This window comes from Cognatilysobacter segetis (assembly GCF_004359965.1).
Lineage (GTDB): Bacteria > Pseudomonadota > Gammaproteobacteria > Xanthomonadales > Xanthomonadaceae > Cognatilysobacter > Cognatilysobacter segetis.
The window spans coordinates 68,358-91,231 of sequence record NZ_SMRQ01000009.1; the positions used below are offsets into that span (position 1 = coordinate 68,358).

Annotated in this window: 23 protein-coding genes and 1 tRNA gene; 18 read left to right on the top strand and 6 right to left on the bottom strand. The window is 67.4% G+C overall.

The window, feature by feature from the left end:
* The 4 genes from E4F61_RS03490 to E4F61_RS03505 all read left to right on the top strand — a co-directional run bounded on the left by E4F61_RS03490 (position 1) and on the right by E4F61_RS03505 (position 3,404).
* The gene (locus E4F61_RS03490) at positions 1–1,290 is read left to right on the top strand and encodes a cytochrome b (RefSeq protein ID WP_133478285.1); all 1,290 of its coding nucleotides are present in this window, start codon (positions 1–3) and stop codon (positions 1,288–1,290) included.
* Positions 1,291–1,333: 43 nt separating this feature from the next.
* A complete protein-coding gene (locus E4F61_RS03495) occupies positions 1,334–2,077 on the top strand; it encodes a cytochrome c1 (RefSeq protein ID WP_425480100.1) in 744 nt (247 codons plus the stop codon).
* A 123-nt stretch (positions 2,078–2,200) separates the two neighbouring features.
* Entirely contained in the window at positions 2,201–2,836 is a 636-nt protein-coding gene (locus E4F61_RS03500) for a glutathione S-transferase N-terminal domain-containing protein (RefSeq protein WP_133478286.1), read from the top strand.
* A gap of 88 nt (positions 2,837–2,924) precedes the next feature.
* Positions 2,925–3,404 (top strand): ClpXP protease specificity-enhancing factor, encoded by a 480-nt coding sequence (locus tag E4F61_RS03505; RefSeq protein ID WP_133478287.1) that lies wholly within the window; start codon positions 2,925–2,927, stop codon positions 3,402–3,404.
* Between the two features lie 35 nt (positions 3,405–3,439).
* On the opposite strand, the gene E4F61_RS03510 is transcribed toward E4F61_RS03505, so the two are convergent.
* Positions 3,440–3,784, bottom strand: a complete 345-nt coding sequence (locus tag E4F61_RS03510; RefSeq protein ID WP_133478288.1) for a DUF3301 domain-containing protein — start codon at positions 3,782–3,784, stop codon at positions 3,440–3,442.
* Positions 3,785–3,849: 65 nt separating this feature from the next.
* On the opposite strand from E4F61_RS03510, the gene E4F61_RS03515 reads away from it, so the two are divergent.
* Entirely contained in the window at positions 3,850–4,614 is a 765-nt protein-coding gene (locus E4F61_RS03515; protein ID WP_133478289.1) for an FHA domain-containing protein, read from the top strand.
* A gap of 9 nt (positions 4,615–4,623) precedes the next feature.
* Here E4F61_RS03515 and nadC read toward each other — a convergent pair whose 3' ends face one another.
* Positions 4,624–5,475, bottom strand: a complete 852-nt coding sequence (nadC, locus tag E4F61_RS03520) for a carboxylating nicotinate-nucleotide diphosphorylase (protein ID WP_133478290.1) — start codon at positions 5,473–5,475, stop codon at positions 4,624–4,626.
* Positions 5,472–5,738 carry a Trm112 family protein gene (locus E4F61_RS03525; protein WP_133478291.1) on the bottom strand — a complete coding sequence of 89 codons (267 nt, stop codon included), beginning with the start codon at positions 5,736–5,738 and terminating at the stop codon, positions 5,472–5,474. The genes nadC and E4F61_RS03525 overlap by 4 nt, the downstream gene beginning before the upstream one ends.
* A gap of 55 nt (positions 5,739–5,793) precedes the next feature.
* Here E4F61_RS03525 and purE point away from each other — a divergent pair, with 55 nt between their 5' ends.
* Both purE and E4F61_RS03535 read left to right on the top strand, forming a co-directional pair.
* Positions 5,794–6,306: a 5-(carboxyamino)imidazole ribonucleotide mutase gene (gene purE / locus E4F61_RS03530; protein ID WP_133478292.1), complete on the top strand. Its 513-nt coding sequence runs from the start codon at positions 5,794–5,796 to the stop codon at positions 6,304–6,306.
* The gene (locus tag E4F61_RS03535) at positions 6,303–7,448 is read left to right on the top strand and encodes a 5-(carboxyamino)imidazole ribonucleotide synthase (protein ID WP_133478293.1); all 1,146 of its coding nucleotides are present in this window, start codon (positions 6,303–6,305) and stop codon (positions 7,446–7,448) included. Before purE ends, E4F61_RS03535 begins: the two co-directional genes overlap by 4 nt.
* A 78-nt stretch (positions 7,449–7,526) precedes the next feature.
* On the opposite strand, the gene E4F61_RS03540 is transcribed toward E4F61_RS03535, so the two are convergent.
* Positions 7,527–8,105, bottom strand: coding sequence for a superoxide dismutase (locus E4F61_RS03540; RefSeq protein ID WP_133478294.1), 579 nt, complete (start codon positions 8,103–8,105; stop codon positions 7,527–7,529).
* 103 nt (positions 8,106–8,208) lie between these two features.
* Here E4F61_RS03540 and grxD point away from each other — a divergent pair, with 103 nt between their 5' ends.
* From grxD to ppnN, 5 genes are all read left to right on the top strand, one after another.
* Positions 8,209–8,529, top strand: coding sequence for a Grx4 family monothiol glutaredoxin (gene grxD / locus E4F61_RS03545; protein WP_133478295.1), 321 nt, complete (start codon positions 8,209–8,211; stop codon positions 8,527–8,529).
* Positions 8,526–9,278 (top strand): SDR family NAD(P)-dependent oxidoreductase, encoded by a 753-nt coding sequence (locus tag E4F61_RS03550; RefSeq protein WP_238382782.1) that lies wholly within the window; start codon positions 8,526–8,528, stop codon positions 9,276–9,278. Before grxD ends, E4F61_RS03550 begins: the two co-directional genes overlap by 4 nt.
* A complete protein-coding gene (locus tag E4F61_RS03555) occupies positions 9,275–9,859 on the top strand; it encodes a YhgN family NAAT transporter (protein ID WP_133478296.1) in 585 nt (194 codons plus the stop codon). The genes E4F61_RS03550 and E4F61_RS03555 overlap by 4 nt, the downstream gene beginning before the upstream one ends.
* A 150-nt stretch (positions 9,860–10,009) precedes the next feature.
* Positions 10,010–13,330 carry a TonB-dependent receptor gene (locus E4F61_RS03560; RefSeq protein ID WP_133478297.1) on the top strand — a complete coding sequence of 1,107 codons (3,321 nt, stop codon included), beginning with the start codon at positions 10,010–10,012 and terminating at the stop codon, positions 13,328–13,330.
* A gap of 103 nt (positions 13,331–13,433) precedes the next feature.
* Positions 13,434–14,828 carry a nucleotide 5'-monophosphate nucleosidase PpnN gene (gene ppnN, locus E4F61_RS03565; RefSeq protein WP_133478298.1) on the top strand — a complete coding sequence of 465 codons (1,395 nt, stop codon included), beginning with the start codon at positions 13,434–13,436 and terminating at the stop codon, positions 14,826–14,828.
* A gap of 15 nt (positions 14,829–14,843) precedes the next feature.
* Here ppnN and E4F61_RS03570 read toward each other — a convergent pair whose 3' ends face one another.
* A complete protein-coding gene (locus E4F61_RS03570; RefSeq protein ID WP_238382783.1) occupies positions 14,844–15,872 on the bottom strand; it encodes a sensor histidine kinase in 1,029 nt (342 codons plus the stop codon).
* A 153-nt stretch (positions 15,873–16,025) separates the two neighbouring features.
* Here E4F61_RS03570 and E4F61_RS03575 point away from each other — a divergent pair, with 153 nt between their 5' ends.
* The 6 genes from E4F61_RS03575 to E4F61_RS03600 are packed head-to-tail and all read left to right on the top strand — an operon-like array spanning position 16,026 to position 22,658.
* The gene (locus E4F61_RS03575; RefSeq protein ID WP_133478309.1) at positions 16,026–16,589 is read left to right on the top strand and encodes a pilus assembly FimT family protein; all 564 of its coding nucleotides are present in this window, start codon (positions 16,026–16,028) and stop codon (positions 16,587–16,589) included.
* A gap of 7 nt (positions 16,590–16,596) precedes the next feature.
* Positions 16,597–17,043: a type IV pilus modification protein PilV gene (gene pilV, locus E4F61_RS03580; RefSeq protein ID WP_133478300.1), complete on the top strand. Its 447-nt coding sequence runs from the start codon at positions 16,597–16,599 to the stop codon at positions 17,041–17,043.
* Positions 17,040–18,068, top strand: coding sequence for a PilW family protein (locus E4F61_RS03585; protein WP_162301392.1), 1,029 nt, complete (start codon positions 17,040–17,042; stop codon positions 18,066–18,068). The genes pilV and E4F61_RS03585 overlap by 4 nt, the downstream gene beginning before the upstream one ends.
* Positions 18,065–18,628 carry a pilus assembly PilX family protein gene (locus E4F61_RS03590; RefSeq protein WP_133478302.1) on the top strand — a complete coding sequence of 188 codons (564 nt, stop codon included), beginning with the start codon at positions 18,065–18,067 and terminating at the stop codon, positions 18,626–18,628. The genes E4F61_RS03585 and E4F61_RS03590 overlap by 4 nt, the downstream gene beginning before the upstream one ends.
* A gap of 11 nt (positions 18,629–18,639) precedes the next feature.
* Positions 18,640–22,230 carry a pilus assembly protein gene (locus tag E4F61_RS14985; protein WP_162301393.1) on the top strand — a complete coding sequence of 1,197 codons (3,591 nt, stop codon included), beginning with the start codon at positions 18,640–18,642 and terminating at the stop codon, positions 22,228–22,230.
* A 14-nt stretch (positions 22,231–22,244) separates the two neighbouring features.
* Entirely contained in the window at positions 22,245–22,658 is a 414-nt protein-coding gene (locus tag E4F61_RS03600; protein ID WP_133478304.1) for a type IV pilin protein, read from the top strand.
* A 57-nt stretch (positions 22,659–22,715) separates the two neighbouring features.
* Here the strand turns inward: E4F61_RS03600 and E4F61_RS03605 are convergent.
* Positions 22,716–22,792, bottom strand: a tRNA-Asn gene (locus tag E4F61_RS03605).
* Between the last annotated feature and the right edge of the window lie 82 nt (positions 22,793–22,874).

Consider the following 22,874-nt stretch of genomic DNA (forward strand, 5'->3'; position numbering starts at 1 on the left):
ATGGCCACCAACAACGACACCAAGCAGGCGCCGAACGACGCCGCGACCGGGCTCGTCGCGGGCCTCGTCAACTGGTTCAACGACCGCGCGCCCGGCGCCGGCGTGGCCTACAAGAAGCACATGTCGGAGTACTTCGCGCCGAAGAACTTCAACATCTGGTACTACTTCGGCTCGCTCGCGCTGCTGGTGCTGGTCAACCAGATCGTCACCGGCATCTTCCTCACGATGCACTTCAAGACCAGCGCCGCGGAAGCGTTCGCGTCGGTCGAGTACATCATGCGCGACGTCGAATGGGGCTGGCTGATCCGGTACATGCACAGCACCGGCGCCTCGCTCTTCTTCATCGTCGTCTACCTGCACATGTGGCGCGGCCTCATGTACGGCTCGTACCGCAAGCCGCGCGAGCTGGTGTGGCTGCTCGGCATGGTGATCTACCTCGCCCTCATGGCCGAAGCCTTCATGGGCTACGTGCTGCCGTGGGGCCAGATGTCGTTCTGGGGCGCGAAGGTCATCATTTCGCTGTTCGGCGCGATCCCCGTGATCGGCAACGGCCTGACCGAGTGGATCATGGGCGACTACCTGCCGTCCGATGCCACGCTCAACCGCTTCTTCGCGCTGCACGTCATCGCGCTGCCGCTCGTCCTGCTCCTGCTGGTGGTGCTGCACCTCGGCGCGCTACACGAGGTCGGGTCGAACAACCCCGATGGCGTCGACATCAAGTACGGTCCGAAGGGCAATCGCTGGTCGCCGACGGCGCCGACCGATTCGATCCCGTTCCATCCGTACTACACGGTCAAGGACATGGTCGGTGTCGGCTTCTTCCTGATGCTGGCCGCCTTCATCATCTTCTTCGAGCCCACCGTCGGCGGCCTGTTCCTGGAGCACGACAACTTCACCGAGGCCAACCGCCTCGTGACGCCGGCCCACATCAAGCCCACGTGGTACTTCACCCCGTACTACGCGATGCTGCGCGTGGTGCCGAACAAGCTCGGCGGCGTCATGGTGATGTTCGGCGCGATCGCCCTGCTGTTCCTGGTGCCCTGGCTCGACAAGGCGCGGGTCAAGTCGATCCGCTACCGCGGTGCGCTCGCCAAGACGATGTTCCTGCTGCTCGCCTTCAGCTTCCTGTGGCTCGGCAAGATCGGTTCGGGCCCCGGCACGGACATCAACGAGACGTACATCGGCCGCGTGCTGACGTTCTTCTACTTCATGTTCTTCATCACCATGCCGATCTGGACCAAGCTCGATCGGACCAAGCCGGTGCCGGAGCGGGTGACGACGCATGACTGACACGTCCCTCGCCGCTGCTTCCCTCAACCCGCCTGCCGGATCCATGAAGATGCGCGTTCTGCGATCGCTTGCGACGCTCGTGCTCGGCCTCGCCGTATCGATGCCGCTGTTCGCCGAAGAAGAGGGCAACCTCCAGCCGGCGGGCACGGACATCACCGACCGCGCATCGCTGCAGCGCGGCGCCCAGCTGTTCATGAACTACTGCTCGGGCTGCCACTCGCTGAAGTACCTGCGCTACTCGCGCATGGCCGAGGACCTCGGCCTGACCGAGGACGAGGTGCAGAAGAACCTCAACTTCACGGGCGCGAAGGTCGGCGAAACGATCGACGTCGCCATGCCGGCCCAGTCGAGCGACTGGTTCGGCAAGCAGCCGCCGGATCTTTCCCTGATCTCGCGCGTGCGCGGCCCGAACTGGGTCTACACGTACCTCAAGTCCTTCTATCTGGACGAGTCGCGGCCGGTCGGCTGGAACAACACCGTGTTCCCGAACGTGTCGATGCCGAACCCGCTCTGGCAGCTGCAGGGTCTGCAGCATGCCGAGTTCGGCAAGCCCGATGCGACCGGCGAGCGCCCGGTGCTGGGCCTCAAGATCACGCAGCCCGGTACGCTCGACGCGCAGGGCTACGATCGCGCGGCGCGCGACATCACAGCATTTCTCGAGTATGCCGGCGAGCCTGCGGCCCTCAAGCGCCAGTCGATCGGCGTGTGGGTGGTCCTGTTCCTGGCCCTGCTCACGTTCCTCGCCTGGATGTTGAAGAAGGAATACTGGCGCGACGTGGAGCATTGATCGCGGTCGCGGCATCCGGGGAATCGGGATGCCGCATCGCCGCGACTCGGGACCGTTGGCGACCGCCCGCACGGGGTGGGCGGCGCCTTACGGCCGGCGGTTTCCGGTCGATCGAGGTCGACGATGGCGGCGAGTCCACGCATGCGTAATACCCTGACCCTGTTTTCCTCCACCGATTGCGTCCTGTGCCACCGCGTGCGCCTCGTGCTCGCGGCCAAGGGCGTGACGTACGACCTGATTCCGGTCGACCCCCAGAATCCGCCGGAGGATCTGGTCGACCTGAATCCGTACCAGTCGGTGCCCACGCTGGTCGAGCGCGACCTCGTGCTCTACGCGGCGAGCGTCGTCAGCGAATATCTCGACGAGCGCTATCCGCACCCGCCGCTGATGCCGGTCGATCCGCTCTCCCGCGCGCGCCTGCGCCTGGCGATGCTGCGGCTCGAGCACGACTGGGTGCCGCAGGTCCAGGCCATCCAGCTCGGCAACAAGGCCCAGCAGGAAGCCGGCCGCAAGCGGCTGAAGGAGCTGCTGACGGCATCGGTCCCGCTGTTCAAGGCGAGCAAGTTCTTCCTGAACCCGGAGATGAGCCTGGCCGACTGCGCGATGGCCCCTATCATCTGGCGCCTGCCGGCGTTGGGTGTGCCGCTGCCGAAGGACGGCAAGGCGATCGAGGACTACGGCAATCGCATCTTCCGCAATCCGGGCTTCACCCGCAGCCTGACCGAGCAGGAGCGCAAGCTCCGCGATCTTCCGGCCTGATCGGCCGTCGCCAGCCGCCCCGAAAACCCGCCTACCGGCGGGTTTTCTTTTTGGGGCCATCGCCGGAGCGCTCGCTTACACTGCGCCGATGACGGACGAATTCGAAATGACCAGTCACCGCCCGTACCTGTTGCGGGCGCTGTACGAGTGGATCGCCGACAACGGCCTCACCCCGCATCTGCTCGTGGATGCCACGCGTCCCGGCGTGCAGGTGCCCCGCCACGCGGTCAAAGACGGCCGCATCGTGCTCAACGTCGCGCAGCGCGCGGTGGCCGGCCTGGAAATGACCAACGACACGATCCGGTTCAGCGCGCGCTTCGGCGGCGTCAGCCATGCCGTCTCGGTGCCGGTCAGCGCCGTCCTCGCGATCTACGCCCGCGAGAACGGGCAGGGCATGGCCCTGCCGCCGGAAAACGAGGGCAACGAGGCCGAGCCGGGCATCACCGTCGACGGGAACGAGGAGGCCACGCCCTCGCTCGAGCTCGTGCAGGACGCCGGCGACGATACCCGGCCCGACGACGAGCCCCCGACGCCGCCGCGTCGCGGCCACCTGCGCATCGTCAAGTAGTCGGGCGGACCCGCAAGGCGACCGCTCGCGACGCGTTACGGGCGCGGCGACGATCGCGCGGGAAAGGCGAGCGGTTCCGGGGCGGGCGGACCGACGAAGCTGACCAGTCGATCGCCCCGCAGGACCAGGCGACCGGAATGACGGTCGCGGCCGTCGACCGAGTAGTCGAACCGGAACGTGCGTTCCCAGCCCAGTCGACCCTGCCGCAGCCGGCAGGGTCGCAGGGCGATCGCATGCACGGCTTCGTCGAGCCACTGGACGTTGGCGGCGCGGCAGGCGTCGCGCCCCAGTTCGCGTGCGCGCTCGGTGGCGGCGCGGCTCGCGTTCCAGAACGCGACCGCCGCGGCGGCGACCAGCATCAATACGATCAACGACGGCATTTTGTTACTGTGGCGGCTTGAAACGCCCGCGACAAGGGGCGGCCACGGGTCGAGAGGGGCGATCGATGAAACTGGTGTTTCCGGGCGGCGAACACCCCCAGGTCATCCTGCAGCCGGGCGTCAACAGCGTCGGTTCCGCGCCCGACGCCAATATCGTGCTCGACCGGCCCGGCGTGCAGCCGCGTCACTGCCAGCTGCACGTCACGGCCAATGGCGTGATGCTCGATGTCCCTGCGGAAGCGTCGGTGGCGGTCAACGGCTCGCCCGTGCGCGGGTTGATCGCCCTGCGCGACGGCGACCGCGTCAGCTTCGACCGCTTCGAGGCTCGCCTGACCGGCATGGAGAACGTTGCCGTGGGTCGTGCCGCGGGTGCGCCCGTCTCCGCCAACGACGACCTGTTCGCCACCACGGTGCGCGCGGCGCTGCCGCGCTTCCTGCTGCGCGGCGTGACCGGTCACCTGTTCGGCCGCAGTTTCCCGCTCACCGCGGTGAATACCGTGGGCCGCGCGCCGGAGTCGACGCTCAGGCTGGACGAGAACGGCATCTCGCGCGTGCATGCGCGGCTCGTGCCGAGCGACAGCAGCGTGCAGATCGAGGATCTCGGCTCCACCAACGGCACGTTCCTCAACGGCAAGCGGATCCTGCACGGGGAAGCGCATGCCGGCGACGAGATCGGCTTCGACACGCTGCGCTTCCGCCTGATGTCGACCGCGCCCTCGGACGAAACCGAGCCGCAGCCCGAATCGCCGACGCGCATGGATCCTCGCCTGCTCTGGGGCCTGGCGATCGGCATGGCGTTGCTGGCCGGCGCGATCGTGCTCGCGCTCTGAGACGAGGCGTCAGGCGGGCTTTCGCCCCAGCTTGAGCGACAGATCGATCGCGCGGACGTGCTTGGTGAGCGCGCCGATCGAGATGCAGTCGACCCCGTCCTCGGCGATCGCCCGCAATCCCTCGAGATCCACGCCGCCGGAGACTTCCAGCGGAATGCGCCCGCCTGCGATCGCGACGGCCTCGCGTCGCGTCGCCGCGTCGAAATCATCGATGAGGATGCGGTCGCAGCCGGTGTCCAGCGCCTCGCGCAACTGGTCCAGCGTTTCGACCTCGACGATGACCGGCAGCGCGTCGAAGCGCTCGCGCGCCGCCTGCACCGCGCGTGCGATCGAGCCGGCCGCGCGGATGTGGTTTTCCTTGAGCATCACCGCGTCGTAGAGGCCCATACGGTGGTTCGTGCCACCGCCGACCCGCACCGCGTATTTCTGCGCGACGCGGAGGCCGGGAATCGTCTTACGGGTATCGAGGATCTTCGCGCCGGTGCCGGCCACGGCATCGACGTGCGCGGCCGTGGCCGTCGCGGTGGCCGACAGCGTCTGCATGAAGTTGAGCGAGGCGCGCTCGGCGCTCACGAGCGCGCGCGCGCGGCCGCCGAGCGTCGCCAGCAGCGTGCCGGCGCGCACGCGGTCGCCCTCCGCGACGTGCCAGGCGATCGCCACGTCGGGGTCGAGCATCCGGTGGCAGGCGTCGAACCACGGCCGCCCGCAGACCACCGCCGGTTCCTTGCAGAGCAGGTACGCGGTGTCCGGGACATCGGGCAGCAGGGCGGCGGTGGCGTCGCCCGCGCCGACGTCCTCGTCGAGCGCACGGCGGACGTCCGCCTCGACGACGGCCGGTGCCGGCACGTCGAACGCGTTCATGCCGCGGTGATGCCGACCGCGGACAGGTCGAGCGACTCCTCGGCCAGCAGCACGGGGATGCCATCGTCCACGCGGTACGCGATCCGACCGTCGGCGGTGACCAGCGCCGCGTCGACGGGCGACGACTGCGGGCTGCCGTCGCCGCGCTTCACGCCACCCGTGGCGATGGCCGCGTTGAGGTCGTGCAGCATCCGCATGTCGATCGGACGGAGCGGCTGGCGGGTGGTCGGGCAGGCCAGCAGGTCGAGCAGCTTGCGGTCCATGGCGGGCATTCGCGGGCGGGCCGTTTAGAATACGTCTTTGACCCGGAAGTGACGCATGGCCGCTGTCGAACCGACCGCTCAAGCGCCCGTGGTGGGCATCGTGATGGGCAGCCGCTCCGACTGGGAGACGATGCAGCATGCGGCGACCCGGCTCGAGGCGCTGGGCGTGCCGCACGAGGTACGCGTGGTCTCCGCGCACCGTACGCCGGACGTGCTGTTCGATTACGCCGCCACCGCCCGCGATCGCGGCCTGCGCGCAATCATCGCGGGCGCCGGCGGCGCGGCCCACCTGCCCGGCATGATCGCGTCGAAGACGCCGGTGCCGGTGCTGGGCGTTCCCGTGCAGAGCCGTGCGCTCAACGGCCTCGACTCGCTGCTGTCGATCGTGCAGATGCCTGCCGGCGTGCCGGTGGCGACGTTCGCGATCGGCCAGGCGGGCGCCGCGAACGCCGCGCTCTTCGCCGCCGCGATGCTCGCCGATTCGATGCCGGACGTCGCCGCGCGGCTCGATGCGTTCCGCGCGCAGCAGACGGCCGACGTCCTGCAGAACGACGACCCGCGCCGATGACCACCGTCGGCATCCTCGGTGGCGGCCAGCTCGCGCGCATGCTCGCGCTGTCGGGCGCGCCGCTGGGCCTGCGCTTCCTGGTGATGGACAACGTCGCGGACGCGTGCGCGGGCCAGTTCGCACCGATGGTGGTCGGCGATTACCGCGACCAGGCCGCGCTCGCCGAATTCGCCTCGCGCGTCGACGTCGCCACCTTCGATTTCGAGAACGTCCCGGCCGAATCCGCGCAATGGCTGGCCGCGCGCGTCGACGTTTTCCCCAACCCGCGCGCGCTGGCGATCGCACAGGACCGCCTGGCCGAGAAGACGCACTTCCGCGACCTCGGGATCCCGGTTCCGCCGGTCGCCACGGTGGACACGCTCGACGGGCTGCGCGCCGCGGTGGATGCGATCGGCACGCCGTGCATCCTCAAGACGCGCCGGCTGGGCTACGACGGCAAGGGCCAGTTCCGGATCCGCGAAGCGGCCGACGTCGATGCCGCCTGGGCCGCGCTGGGTGCGCAGGCGCCCAAGGTGGGGCTGATCCTCGAAGGATTCGTCGCGTTCGAGCGCGAGTTGTCGGTGGTCGCCGTGCGCGGTCGCGACGGCGAGTTCCGCGCGTGGCCGCTGACCGAGAACTGGCACGTCGACGGCGTGCTGTCGGCGAGTCTCGCGCCGGCGCGCGTGGAACCCGAGCTCGAGGCGCGCGCGGTGGCGCACGCGCGGCGCCTGGCGGACGCGCTGGACTACGTGGGCGTGTTCGCCCTGGAGCTGTTCTGCCGCGATGGCGATCTGCTGGCCAACGAGCTGGCGCCGCGCGTGCACAACTCCGGGCACTGGACGATCGAAGGCAGCGAGACGTCGCAGTTCCAGAACCATCTGCGTGCGGTGATCGGGCTCCCGCTGGGCGACACGCGCATGGTCGGCCGCGCCTGCATGCTCAACTGGATCGGCGAAATGCCGGACGCGCGCGCGGTGCTCAAGGAGGCCGGCGGACACTGGCACGACTACGGCAAGGAACCGCGTGCGGGCCGCAAGGTCGGCCACGCGACGCTGCGCGCGGACGACGATCGCACGCTGGCGGAGGCGCTGCTGCGCGTCGGCGCAGCGCTGGGACGAGAGGCGCAGGTCGCGCCGGTGGTGGAGCGGCTGTCGGAGGCCTGAGGCCGTCGGCGTCGCGGGTGCCCGAAACGCGAACGGCCGGGTCGCCCCGGCCGTCCGTTCGATCCGTCGCGCGACGGATCACTTCATGTTCGACGCCACGAAGTCCCAGTTGACGAGGTTCCAGAAGGCCTCGACGAACTTCGGACGCGCATTGCGGTAGTCGATGTAGTACGCGTGCTCCCAGACGTCGCAGGTGAGCAGCGGCGTGTCGTCGCCGGTGATCGGCGTGTTCGCGTTCGACGTGCTGACGAGCGCCAGCGAGCCGTCGGGACGCTGCACCAGCCAGCCCCAACCCGAACCGAACGTGCCGACGCAGGTCTTGGCGAACTCGTCCTTGAACGTGGCGAAGTCGCCGAACGCGAGGTTGATGGCATCCAGCAGCTTGCCGGTCGGCTCGCCGCCGCCGTTGGGCTTCATGCAGTTCCAGAAGAACGTGTGGTTCCAGACCTGGGCCACGTTGTTGAACAGCGGGCCCTGCGCGCGGCGGATGATGTCGACCAGCGGCATGTCCGCGAACTCGGTGCCCTCGATCATCTTGTTGGCGTTGTCGACGTACGCCTTGTGGTGCTTGCCGTAGTGGTAGTCGAGCGTTTCGGCCGACATGTGCGGCTCGAGCGCGGCGCGGTCGTAGGGCAGGGGAGGCAGTTCGATGGCCATGCGGCAACTCCTTGCGGGGACGGGAGGCGTACAATTTTCCATTCTATCCCCACGCCGACGCCGCGGCCCGCCGCGGCCGCCGCATGCATACAAGGAGCCGGCCATGAACGTCATGGAGCGCATCCAGGCGGAAATCGACCGCCACCCCGTCGTCCTTTTCATGAAGGGCACGCCGCAGTTCCCGATGTGCGGCTTCTCCAGCCGCTCGGTGCAGGCGCTGCGTGCGGCCGGTGCCACCGACCTGCACACCGTCAACGTGCTGGAGGATCCGGAAGTGCGCGCGAACCTGCCGCGGCTCTCCAACTGGCCGACGTTCCCCCAGCTCTTCATCAACGGTGAGCTGATCGGCGGCTGCGACATCACGCTCGAGCTGCTCGACTCCGGCGAGCTGGCGCGGATCATCAGCGAGACGCAGGCCTCGTGACGGCCGGAATCGATCGCGTGCTCGACGGTCGCGTGGTGCTCGTCACCGGCGCGCACGGCGGCTTCGGCAGCGCCGTGGCCGAAGCCTGTGCGCGGGCGGGCGCGACCGTCGTCCTGCTCGGCCACCGGGTGCCGCGCCTCAACCGGCTCTACGACCGCATCGCGGCCGCCGGCGGGCAGGCCGCGCTGTATCCGCTCGATCTGGAAGGCGCCTCGCCCGACGACTACGCGCAGCTCGCCGAGCGCCTCGAGGCCGAGCTCGGCCGGCTGGACGGCGTCGTGCACTGCGCGGCCGAGTTCCGCGGCCTGACGCCGGTCGTGCACGCCGATCCCGCGGACTTCGCACGCTCGCTGCACGTCGGCCTGACCGCGCCGTGGTGGCTGACGCAGGCGCTCCTGCCGCTGCTGGCGAAGGCCCCCGATGCGGCGGTGGTGTTCACCCTGGACGCGCCGGAGCGCGTCGGCGCGGCCTACTGGGGCGGCTACGGGGTCTCGCAGTTCGCGCTCCAGGGCGTGGTGCGGATCCTCCACGCCGAGCTCGCCAACAGCGCGGTCCGCGTCGCGGGCCTGATGCCCGGCCCGATGCGGACGACGCTGCGCGCACGCGCGTGGGTCGAGGAAACCGACCGGCAGGCGGTCGATCCTTCCCTGTACGCGCCGGCCGCGGTCACGCTGCTGGCGCCGGCCGGCGCCGCACACCGCGGCGAGGTCTGGGCGCCGTCGCCGGTCCTCCCGGGCGCGGCCGCATGACCATCGCCTCCGCAGCGCTGCTGCTGTTCCTGATCCTAGACCCGCTCGGGAACATCCCGGTGTTCCTGAGCCTGCTGCGCGTGCTGCCGCCGAAGCGCCAGCGGATCGTGCTGGCGCGCGAGCTGCTGATCGCGCTGGGTGTGCTGGCCGCGTTCCTCTGGGGCGGCAAGTACGCGCTCGAGCTGATGCACCTGCGGCAGGAGTCGGTGTCGATCGCGGGGGGCATCGTGCTGTTCCTGATCGGCATCCGCATGATCTTCCCGCCGCCGGAAGGGTTGATGGGGGAGATCCCGGACGGCGAGCCCTTCATCGTCCCCATGGCGATCCCGCTGATCGCCGGACCGTCCGGCATGGCGGCGGTCATGCTGATGGGCAGCAACGAGCCGGGGCGGCTGGACGACTGGAGCATCGCGCTGCTGATCGCCTGGGCGGCGACCGCCGCGATCCTGTTCTCGGCGACCGTGCTCTACCGGTTCCTCGGCACGCGGGTGCTGACCGCACTCGAGCGGCTCATGGGCATGCTGCTGGTCGCCATTTCGGTCCAGATGTTCCTGGACGGCCTGTCGACCTACCTGCGCTGAAGGTTTCAGCCGCCGGTCGCGGGGCTGCCACGAAACGTGTCATGGCACTGTCATCGGCCGTGCCTACCATGTTAACCTGATGTTAACCACGATCAGGGCGGGGAGCCCCGAGCGTGCCATTCCGTCTGCCGTGACCATCGAGGCCTTTGTATGTCCCATACCAGCCGTCTCCGGCTGTCCAAGCTGACGCTTGGCCTGTTCACCGCTCTGGCTGCTGCGAATGCGTTCGCGCAGAGCACCTCCGCCGGTCTCGGCGGCACCGTGACCGATGCCGGCGGCCGTCCCGTCGCGGGCGCCGACGTCACGATCACGCACGTCGAATCGGGCACGATCAGCCACGCCACGACGGACGCGAACGGCCGCTATAACGCGCGCGGCCTGCGCGTCGGCGGTCCGTACACGATCACGATCAACCAGGCCGGCGCCGGTACGGGTCGCCAGGAAGGCGTGTACCTCGCCCTCGACCAGGTCGCGGACGTCGACCTGCACCTGGCCAGCGCCGACGTGCAGCTCGGCTCGGTGGTGGTGAAGGGCAAGGCGACGTCGCAGTACTTCGGTGCCGACATGAAGGGCATCAGCACGAACCTGTCGCGTCGTGACCTCGACCGCATGCCGGCCCCGGACCGTTCGATCCAGAACGTCGTGCGTGCCGATCCCCGCGTCGTAATCACCGACCGCGACCGCGGCGCGTTCTCGGCCAACGGCCAGAACTTCCGCTACAACAGCATCACCGTCGACACCATCCAGGCGGGCGACCCGTTCGGCCTGAACGACAACGGCCTGCCGACCAAGGGCACCCCGATCTCGCAGGACGCCATCGAGAGCTACAACATCTCGACCGCGAACTACGACGTCGCCACCCGTCGCGGCGTCGGCGCGTGGGTCAATGCCGTCACCAAGAGCGGCACGAACGACTTCCACGGCTCGGTCTACTACGTCTACCAGAACGCCGACAACATGATCGGCCGCAACCAGTCCGACGCGAAGTGGACGGGTTTCGGCAAGGACACCACCAAGGGTGCGACCCTCGGCGGCCCGATCCTGAAGGACAAGCTGTTCTTCTTCGCCAGCTACGAGGAAGGTGAGAAGACCAGCCCCGGCGCGCCGTACGGCACGTCCGACTCGAACGCCACGCTCAAGGTGCCGGGCGTCACGCAGGCGCAGCTCGACGCGATCATCGCCGCGGCGACGGCCAAGGGCCTGAACCCGGGCAGCCTGACCGCCTCGAACGTCAACACCGACAGCAAGCGCGGCCTCGTCAAGTTCGACTGGAACATCAACGACCAGCATCGCGCCAGCCTGCGTCTCAGCGAGACGAAGGAAATCGAGCCGATCATCACCAACGCGACGACGACCGGCGCCAACCCGCGCCTGCCGCTGTCGAGCAACTGGTACGTCCTCGACAAGAAGAACACCAGCTACGCGCTGAGCCTGTACGACGACTGGACCAGCAACTTCTCGACCGAAGCGTCGATCGGCTACAACGAGTTCACGCAGAACCGCGACCCGCTGGTCGGCGGCGCGCAGCCGGAAGTGACCATCCGCACGTCGGGCGCCGATACCGGCCCGGGCGTGACGCTCGGCACCGAGTTCTCGACGCAGGCCAACCGCCTCGCGGTCAAGACCTGGAACGGTTACTTCGCCGGCACCTGGTACGCGGGCGACCACGTCATCAAGGGCGGCTTCGACTACCAGCGCGACGACTTCTACAACCTGTTCCTGCAGAACTACTACGGTTCGTACGAGTTCAACTCGATCGCTGACTTCCAGTCGGGTACGTACCGTCGTTACCGCGTGGCGCTCCCGGCGCCGGGCTATGACCTCACCAACGTCGCCGCCCAGTTCAAGCTGACGCAGTACGGCCTGTTCCTGCAGGACACGTGGCAGGTCAACGACGATCTGTCGCTGCAGTACGGCCTGCGTTACGACATGCCGCACGTCACCCCGGACCCGACGCTCAATCCGTGCTTCGCGGCGGCGCCGGGCGCCGTCGGCCCGCAGGGCACGCCGGCCGTCTGCGGCCTGCGCACGAACCCGTCCAACGCGGCGGCAGCCACCGGCGGTTACGGTTATCCGAACACCGGCACCATCGACGGCAACTCGGTGCTGCAGCCGCGCGCGTCGTTCAACTACACGATCGATGAATCCACGCAGCTGCGTGGTGGCGCGGGCCTGTTCGTCTCGAACACGCCGGCCGTGTGGGTCGCGAACCCGTACTCGAACAACGGCGTCGCCGTGGCGAGCTACGACGTGAACCGCCGTCGCCTGCCGACGGACCCGGCGTTCAGCGCCGATCCGTTCAACCAGAACGTGCCGGGCGGCACGCTCACGCCTCCGGGCCTGGGCACGTCGCAGATGAACGTCAGCGTCGTCGACCCCGAGTTCCAGATGCCGTCGGTCGCGAAGTACACGATCGGCATCGACCACACCTTCCCGTGGTTCGGTGGCACGGTCGCGACGGCCGAGCTGCAGCACATCGACGTCGTCAAGGGCATCAAGTACGACAACCTCAACCTCGGTGCCCCGACCGGCACGCTGCCGGACGGTCGCCTGAGCTACGCACGTACGCCGAACGCGGCCCCGGGCGGCGCCAACACCAACCGTTGGAACGCCAACCCGTCGTTCGGCCAGCAGGTCATCCTGCTGACGAATACGGACAAGGGTAAGTCGGACAGCCTGACGCTCTCGCTGCGCAAGCCGTTCTCCAACGACTGGAGCGCCTCGCTGGCCTACACGTTCACGCGCGCCACGGACGTCAATCCGGGTGCGTCGAGCGTCGCGAACTCGAGCTTCCAGAACCGTTCTTGGATCAACCCGAACGACGACTACGAGGGCACCTCGAACTACGAGATCCCGAACCGCGTCCTCGCGCAGGTGACCTGGCAGCACCGGTTCTTCGGCAGCTACGCGACGAGCGTCTCGGCCCTGTACGACGGCCACAACGGCGCGCCGTACAGCTGGATCTTCGGCAACGACGTGAACGGCGATTCGTACTTCCGCGACCTGGCCTACATCCCGGCCGGCCCGCAGGACGTGCAGTTCGTGAACGGCACCTCGCAGGCCGCGATCCAGTCGTTCTTCGACTACATCGCCTCGAACCCGGAGCTGGCGCGCTACCGCGGCCAGATCTTCGAGCGCAACCAGGACCGCGCTCCGTGGGTGCACCAGCTCGACCTCAGCTTCTCGCAGGAAGTGCCGGGCTTCATGAAGGGTCACAAGGGCGAGATCCGCCTGGACATCTTCAACTTCCTCAACATGCTCAACAACAACTGGGGCGTCGAGTACCGTGCGTCGTTCCCGCTTGAGCGCGTGCTGGCGGATGAGGCGGGCGTGCAGAACGGCAAGTACGTGTACGACATCTCGCGTTACCTGCAGAACGGCGTGTACACGCCGCAGGCCCTGCGCCCGAACGAGAGCATCTCGCCCTCGCAGCGCTGGTCGGCCCTGCTGACGCTGCGCTACAAGTTCTGATCGCAGTCGTCGACGATGTAACGGAAACGGCCGGGGAAACCCGGCCGTTTTCCTTTGTCCGCCGTGCTGCGCTAGAGTCGCCCGATCAATGAAGACCGATGACATGAACGCAGCACTCGACGTACCCACCGCGGTTTCGCTTCCCACGGTCGATGCACGGATCTATCCGCGCAGCGGCCTCGACATCCTGTCCCGTACCGAGGTCGCACGCCTGCGCGACGCCTCCAGCGGCGGCATGCACGAACTGCTGCGCCGCTGCGCGCTGGCCGTGCTCACCAGCGGCAGCACGAGCGACGATCCGCGCGCCGCCCGCGAGCTCTACCCCGACTTCGACATCCAGGTGCAGCAGCAGGACCGCGGCGTCCGCATCGACCTGCTCAACGCGCCGGCGATGGCATTCGTCGACGGCGAACTGATCCACGGTGTCGCCGAGCTGTTGGCCGCCGTGGTGCGCGATCTGGCGTACACCGCGATCGAGCTCGGGGACAACTCCGCGCGCGACATCGAGCAGAGCGAAGGCATCACCGACGCCGTGTTCAGCCTGCTGCGCAACGCGCGCGTGCTGCAGCCGGGCGATCCGAACCTGGTGGTGTGCTGGGGCGGCCATTCGATCAACCGCGACGAATACCTCTACACCAAGCAGGTCGGCTACGAGCTCGGTCTGCGCGGCATCGACATCTGCACCGGCTGCGGCCCTGGCGCGATGAAGGGCCCGATGAAGGGCGCGACCATCGCCCACGCGAAGCAGCGTCGCCGCCGCATGCGTTACATCGGCATCACCGAGCCGGGCATCATCGCGGCCGAATCGCCGAACCCGATCGTCAACCACCTGGTGATCATGCCGGACATCGAGAAGCGCCTCGAGGCGTTCGTCCGCATGGGCCACGGCATCATCGTGTTCCCGGGCGGCGTCGGCACCGCGGAGGAGATCCTGTACCTGCTGGGCATCCTGCTGCGCGAGGAAAACCTCGAGCTTCCGTTCCCGCTGATCCTGACCGGCCCCACCGCGTCCGCGCCGTACTTCGAGCAGATCGACCAGTTCCTGCGCCTCACGCTCGGCGAAGCGGCGACCTCGCGTTACGAGATCATCGTCGGCGAGCCGGGCGAGGTGGCCCGTCGCATGGCCAAGGGGCTGCGGCGCGTGCGCGAGCACCGCATCTCGCACCGCGATTCGTTCTTCTTCAACTGGTCGATCGACATTCCGCTGGCGTTCCAGCGTCCGTTCGTGCCGACGCACGAGGCGATGGCCGCGCTGGACCTGCACCACGGCCGCAAGCCGCACGAGCTCGCCGCGGACCTGCGTCGCGCGTTCTCGGGCATCGTCGCCGGCAACGTGAAGGAAGACGGCATCCGTCGCGTCGAGGAATTCGGTCCGTTCGAGATCAACGGCGACGAGGACATCATGCAGGCGCTCGACGCGCTGCTGCGTGCGTTCGTGCAGCAGCACCGCATGAAGATCGCCGGCGACTACAGGCCGTGCTACCGCGTGGTGACCTGAGCGGGCCAGCGCTTCTCAGGCTTTGCTCGCGCCCTCGGCGATGAGGGGCAGCGTGACGCGGGCGACGTAACGCCCGCCATCGCTCTCGATCTCGACCTGGCCGCGTCCTTCGGTCAGGGCGTGCACCCGCTCGCGCGCCGATGCCAGTCCCACTGCGTGGCCGCGCGCGCTGCGAGCCGTTGGCGCGACGTCGTTCGCGACGGTCACCTCGACCTTTCCACGCGCCGGTCGGACGTCGATGTCGATCGTGCCGCCGTCCGGCAGGCCCTCGATGCCGTGCCGGATCGCGTTCTCCGCAAGGGGCTGCAACGAAAGCGAAGGAATGAGCGCGTCCGGGACGACGTCGGGCAGGTGCCATCGCACATTGAGCCGAGGCCCGAATCTCAGCGATTCGATCTCCAGGTACCGGCGGGTGAGCTCGAGTTCCTGCGACAGCGGTACCAGTTCCGGCCCCCGCAGTGCGGCGCGGAACAGGTCAGCGAGATCGAGCAGGACGCGCTCCGCCTCGTCGGGTCGCGCATGCACGAGGGCGGCGCCCGTGTTCAACGTGTTGAACAGGAAATGCGGCCGGATGCGCGCCTGCAACGCCTCGAGCTCCAACTGCTTCGCGCGCACCAGCAACTGCCGGGCGCGCCAGTAGTTCTGGTAGGCGAGCAGTGCGAACAGCCCCACGATCGCCGACAGCGCGAGCATGCGCAGGACGAATCGCGTCATTCCATCCGGTTCGTCGCCGACGATCGCGACGGCATGGGCCGCCGCGAGCGACACCAGCAGCGTCATCGCCAGCCACGCACCCAGGCAGACCCACGCGATCGAAGTGGAAGGCAGCCGTGCGAGGGGGCGGCGCGCCAGGTAGATCGCACAGAGGGTCGCGAGTGCCGTCCACTGGATGCCGAGCGATGCGAGTCCGAAGTAGACCAGCCGAGAACCGGAAGGCTGGCCGGGCGCCAGCGTGAGGAGCAGGGCCAGCGCTTCCCCGCACAGCATCACGGCGACGATCGCCTGCGGCTGGAAGAGGGCATCGAGCGGTCGACGATCGGGCATGCCGGGGCTCATCATTGCGCCGGGAACGCCGGCGGTAGCGCGGGACGGCGGCGGGTTGGACCGTCCACCCCGGGGAATGGCCCACCCGTCGGGCGTGCATGGTTAGACACTGGGCGCGGCCTTAGGGTACGTGTGCGGGAATCGGGAGGGAACATGCTGCCACGCAGCGGTAAACGCGTATTTCGGCGTCGCGGCCGGGGATTCACCCTGGTCGAGCTGGCCGTGACGGTGGCGATCATCGGGATCGTCGGGATGATCGCCGTCCCCAGTTTCTCGAAGATGGTCCGCCGGAGTCGCCTGACGTCGTCGGCCAACGAGATGGTGGCCACCCTCCAGATCGCACGCGCTGCGGCGATCAGCAGCCGCGCGAGCGCGACCGTCTGCCCCACCGCGAACGGCGCCACCTGCGCGGCCGCCGCCGGCAATCGCTGGGTCGCGTTCGTGACGAAGAACGGCGTGACCACGGTCCTCCGGGACACGATCCTGCAGCCGAACCTCGTCGTCACGCCGAGCGCGAACCTCGCGGCGGCGTCCAACAAGTTCACCTTCCGGCCGAGCGGGTTTTCCGCGGCCGGCGCCGCGGCGGGCGGCACGATCCGCGTGTGCTCGCCGGACCTGCCGAACGACAACGCGGTGGACGTGAGCGCGAGCGTCGGACGCATCAGCACCAAGCGCCTGCCTGCGTCATCGTCCTGCAGCGCACCTGCGGACAACTGAGGCTCCCATGCATCCACTCAAACCAATGCGAGTGCCTGCGCGCCAACGCGGCGTCGGCCTCATCGAGGTCATGATCGCCGTGCTCGTGCTGGCGATCGGCCTGCTCGGCATCGCCGCGCTGCAGGCCATCACCCTAAAGAACACGGGCAGTTCGGCGAGCCGGACGCAGGCGGCGATCCAGATCTACTCGATGATGGACATCATCCGGGCCGATCGCGCGAACCTCGGCACGTACAACACCAACATCTACACGGCCGGCGACGGCTCCGGCGCGCCCGGCACGATGATGGGCTGGCTGGACAGCCTGAAGACCACGGTCGCCCCCGACGCGAAAGGCCGCGTCGTCTGCCAGGCAGGAAACATGACCTGCAGTGTCGGCGTGCAATGGAGCGATACACGCGCCACCGGAGATTTCGGTCCGCTTGCCGAAATCCAAATCACGAGCCAGCTATGACGCATTCCGCATCCAGGGCCGCGCAGCGCGGCTTCACCATGATCGAGCTGATGGTCGCGCTCATGCTCGGCCTGCTCGTGGTGGGCGCGGCCAGCAGCATCTTCCTGTCGAACCAGCGTGTCTACGGCTCGACCGAGGCCATCAACCGCATCCAGGAAAACCAGCGCAGCGCCTTCGAGATGCTGACGCGCGACATCCGTGAAGCCGGCACCAATCCCTGCCTGCGATTCACGTCCACCGTCCGTCCCATCCTGCAGTTGAGCGCGCCGGATGCCGCCTACTGGGGACGTTTCGCCGACGCGCTGGTCGGAACGGAAGCGGGTAATGCGGACCGGATCACGCTGTACTCGGCGATCGGCAACGTCTACAGCGTCACCCAGCACAAGAAGCCGGCCGACCCCATCACGGTGGCGGGCAATACGGCGGGCCTGGTCAATGGCCAGTTGTTGATGCTCTGCAATACCGACTACGGGATCGTGTTCTCCGCGAGCGGCGTGACGGCGGGCGGATCGACCGTTGGCCACGACAGCGCCGCCAACTGCGGCACCGGATTCACGCCGACGCCGGATCCGACCAAGTGCACGGCCGCGAGCTCGGGTCCCGGCTACTGCTTCTGGCTCGGCACCGTCCCCGTCGCACCCACCGTGACCGACTTCGCGAACTGCCCCGCGGGGATCGGCCAGTCGCCCGCATACATCGTCGCTCCCACCGATGCCCTGTGGACGCTAGAGGCCAACGGTCGCAACGGGCAGTCGCTCTACCGCACCGTCGGTGGCGTCCGCAGCGAAATCGCGGAAGGCGTGACCGGCCTCGACATCAGCTACAAGGTGGGCAACGGTGCCAACTATGTCAGCGCCACGGCCGTCGCTGACTGGTCGCGAGTCACGGCGGTCCACGTCCAGATGACGTTCGTCGCGGCGCAGGGCGCGCTATCCGACACGCAGCGCCAGGGGACGAACAACGCTCCGTTGACCCGCCAGCTGAACGATTACATCGCACTCCGGAATCATCAGGACATCCAATGAAGACCCGATCCTTCATCGGTCAACCGCGCGGACGCCAATCGGGCGCGGCGCTGCTCGTCGTCCTGATGCTGCTCGTCGTGATCACGCTGCTCGGGCTCGCGTCGATGCGGGGCGCGATCATGCAGGAGCGCATGGCGACGAACATCACCGCCCGAAGCCGCGCGTTCCAGGTGGCGGAGGCGGGCCTTCGCCAGGCCGAGATCATCGCCCGCGATGGCACGCTCGCGTTTCCCGCCGCCGCCGGCTGCAGCGCGGGGCGCTGTGCAATGGTGCTGCCGCCCGCCGTTCCCGCGTGGACTGCCGATGGCTTCTGGAACGACGGGCAGACCGGATTCCAGGAAGGCGCTGCGGTGCCGGTCGGCCCTATCTCGGTCAAGCCGAAGTTCGTGATCGAGAACTTCGGAACGACGACCAGCGGCGTGGGCGGCGGAAGTGAATGCGTCGACATGTCCAAGCCGTGCATTGGTGTTGCCAGCCAGAGCGTGTATCGCATCACCGCCTACGCCGCGATGCCGAATGGCGACGGGGAAGTGATCGTCCAGTCGCTGTATCGGCGCTGATGGAGCGCATCATGAAGATCATGACCAACGGATCAATGTCGCGCCAGGTGCATATCGGCGCCGTCGGCACCCTGCTGGCACTCGCGCTTTCGTCCGCGGGAGCGGCGACGACGTCGTTTCCACAGTATCCACTGCTGACCGGCGGAAACTCGATTCCGCCGAACATCCTGCTGATCCTTGACGATTCGGGGTCGATGGCATTCCCGATGATGCCGACCGATCAGGCGACGCTCGGCGACAACGTCACCGATCGTTCGTACGTCAACAACACGCTGTACTACAACCCGGCCAAGACCTACTTGCCGTGGCGTACCGCGAGCACGGACCTCAATGCCCGCCTTTCCGATGCAAACTTCAAGGCGGCCGCGAGCAATGCAACGAGCCCGAGTGCCGATTACATTGACTTGCGGGGCGACGTGGACTCCTACTTCTATGTTCCCAAGGTCGCCAACCCTGGGACGAATCCGAGCAATTACGACAAGTACCGCATCGCGGCCTCAAGCTCCCCCAGTCAAGGCGCGGTGCAAAAACAGTTGAGTTTCCGAACTGCTGCCACAAAGACGGAAACCATCGGCAAGCAGCAGGAAGGCACGTGCCTGCGTGCTGATGTCGCGATCGGTGACACCGTCACGGTAGATGTCGGCGGGCACACTGCGTCGGAACTTTACGTCTACTCCAACAGTAGCTGCTCTAATCGCCTTTTCTCAGATACCTCGGGGAACGATCCGAAGTCGATTTCATTCACCGCGACGGTAAGCACGATTTACGTGCAGGTATTCAATTCCCGATCCGGTAACGGAAATAGAGATATAAGGGTCACGACCTCGGTCACCGCCGAGCGCTGGCAGGACGCTACTCCGACAGGTCGTACCCAAGCGGAGGAACTGCAGAACTTCGCGAACTGGTACCAGTACCACCGTACACGCAACAAGATGGCCAAGGCTGGCGCCTCTGAGGCGTTCGGTCGCCTCGGCAAGAACTACCGTGTCGGCTTCGATACGATCTGGAATCGCGGCGGCTCGACCGCCAACGTCACCGGTAGTACGCCGGCCTATCCCAGTCCGTACCAGTCGAACAACGGGCTGTTCCAGGACAGCGGGTCGAGCGTCACCAATCGGACCACGTTCTACAGCAAGCTTCAGGGCGCGATCGCGTCGAACGGCACGCCGGTGCATGGCGCGCTGCAGCGCGCGGGTCGATACTTCGGCACCGACAATCCGTGGAAGAATTCCGACGGAACGATGCTGACCTGCCGGCAGAACTACGCGATCCTGACGACCGACGGCTACTGGAACGACAAATCGGGGTTCGATGGAGCTGCGATCCAGCGCTACTCGAACGGATCCAATGCCGGCAACGGCAGTGGCAACGTCGACTCGGGTGCCGGCTATCCGTACCAGGACAACATCGCCTACACCCTGGCGGACGTCGGCTATTACTTCTGGAAGAACGACCTGCGCACGGGAATGGCGAACAACGTCAAGACCAGCTCGGCCGATCCGGCCAGTTGGCAGCACATGGTCACATTCGGCGTTTCGATCGGTCTCCAGGGCAATTACGACCCCAATCTCGCGCCGCCGAACCCGTTTCCGGACGTCTGGCTGAGTGACGCGTACGGCAATGCCGGTTGGGCGAACAGCGACGGCAAGCAGCGCATCGACGACCTGTGGCATGCGTCGATCAACGGGCATGGCAGTTTCGTCGTCGCGACCGACACCGACAGGTTCGCGTCGGCGCTGCAGGCAGCCCTCGCCGCCATCGATTCGCGCAGCGCCTCGGGTTCTAACATCGCCTCGAGTTCGACCAAGACGGATACGGCGACGCTGACGTTCGTCGCGGGCTTCACCTCGAGCAGCTGGGTCGGCGACCTCATCGCGAGCCCGTTCAATGCGTCGCTCACCGGCGTTTCGGACACGTCGCTGTGGACCTTGTCGAATACATTCGCGTCGGGCGGCGTCAACCAGGCGTTCGCGAGCCGGACCGTGCTCACCAGCAAGGGCGGCACGCCCGGCGTCTTCGGCAATTCGGTCGCAGGAGCGAGCGATTTCGCGGCACGTACGGGACAGGCCGATGAAGTCACGGCGATCGACAACATCGCGTACCTCAAGGGCGATCAGAGCAAGGAACTCGGCAAGGTGGGCGGGACGCTGCGCAAGCGCGCCTACCCGATCGGCGACATCGTCGATTCGTCGCCGGCCTACGTGAAGGATTCCAACAGCGTCTATATCGGTGCAAACGACGGCATGCTGCACGGCATCGACGCCAGCAACGGCAAGGTGCTGTTCTCCTACGTGCCCAAGGGCGTCGACTTCGCCGCGATGGCGAGCCTGAGTGCCACTTCTTACGAGCATCGGTACTTCGTGGATGGCCAGATGGACGTCACGAGCCGGGCGATGCAGGGCAACGGCAAGAACATCCTGGTCGGCGCCCTCGGCCGCGGCGGGCGTGGTGTGTTCGCGCTGGACGTCACGGACCCGACGGCGATGTCGACCACCAAGGTGCTGTGGGACGCCACGACGCAGGACGTGACCACCGAAAAGGACATGGGCTACGTCCTCGGCGCGATCCGTATCCGCAAGGGCAACGGCGACAAGATCTACGCGTTCGTTCCCAACGGCGTGGACAGCCCGAACGGTTCGGCGGCCCTGTTCGTCTACGAGCTCAACGCGACGGGCGGCATCGCCTCCACCAGCCGGCTGGTGGTCGACAGCAGCGGTGGCAACGGTCTGATGTCACTGGGCATGGCCGATCTGAACAGCGATGGCAAGGTCGACGTCGTCTACGGCGGTGACCTCAAGGGCAACGTGTGGCGCTGGGATTTCAGCGGCGCGGCCGTTCCCGCCACCGCCACCAAACTGTTCCAGGCGAAGGACTCGGCCGGTAACCCGCAGCCGATCTCGGGCGGTCTGGGCGTGGGTCGCGATCCGAGGACCGGGACCCTTTTCGTGGGCTTCGGAACCGGTCGCTTCATCACGAGCGACGACGTGCCGGGCGTGGCGACGCAGCTGACGCAGACCATCTACGGGATCATGGATCGGAACGCCTTGATCACGGGCCGCGCCCAGTTGCAGCAGCGAACGATTCCGTACACCGGTACGACCTCGACGGGGCAGACCGCACGCGGTTTCGAGAACTACTCCCAGCTGCCTGATGGCAAGCTCGGCTGGTACATCGACCTGACCGTGCCGGAACGCGTGATTTCGGCGCCCACGATCTATGGAACGGCGATGTTCCTCTCGTCGGTCATTCCGGCAACCGGCAGCGATTGCGAAGGCGTGACCGGTAGCGGTTACACCAATGCACTCAATCTGTTCACCGGTACGAGCCCGGCCACCGCGGGTTATTTCACCGACACGGGCACAGTGCGCAATGCCGGCGGCACCGGGGTCATCGGCTCGATCGGCGTCACCGGCGGCATGCCGACCGAAGTGAACATCACGAACGCCCTGGCCACCGTCGGCACAGGCGCGTTCTCGAGCGGCGGCGGCGGTGGCGGCGGCGGTGGCGGCGGCAGCGGCAATACCGAGAGCAACGGTATCGTCACGCCGTCCGGTGGCACGCCCAGCCGCGTCAACTGGCGCGAAGTGGTGCCCGCACAATGATCACCGGAGGCGCAATGCAGACACGTAACAGCGGTTTCACCCTGATCGAAATCATGATCGTGGTGGTCATCATCTCGATCCTCGCGAGCATCGCCTATCCCGCGTACATCAAGTACACGATCAAGGCGCGTCGTTCGGCCGGCGCGGCGTGCCTCATGGAGCAGGCGCAGTTCATGGAGCGCTATTACTCGACGAACATGGGCTACACGGGCGCCGCGTTGCCTGCAACGGGCTGCACGACCGAACTGGCTTCGCATTACTCCTTCGGCTTCTCGGCCGGCCCTGCAGCCACCAGCTACACGCTGGCCGCGACGCCGCGCGGCACGCAGGCGGCCAAGGACACGGAGTGCGGCACGATGCGAATCGACCAGAAGGGGACGAAGACGGTGAGCGGAACCGCCAGCGCCACGCCCGCGCGCTGCTTCTGATCCCTGCGACGCGCACAAACAAAGAACCCGCCTTTCGGCGGGTTCTTTGTTTGAATCTGGCGCCCGAAGTTGGACTCGAACCAACGACCCCCTGATTAACAGTCAAGTGCTCTAACCGGCTGAGCTATTCGGGCGGGGAGCCGCATTTTAGAGCGTCCGTCGCCGAGGTCAAGCATCGCCGCATTCGGCGCGCTCCCGCTCCACGCGCGCCCGGCC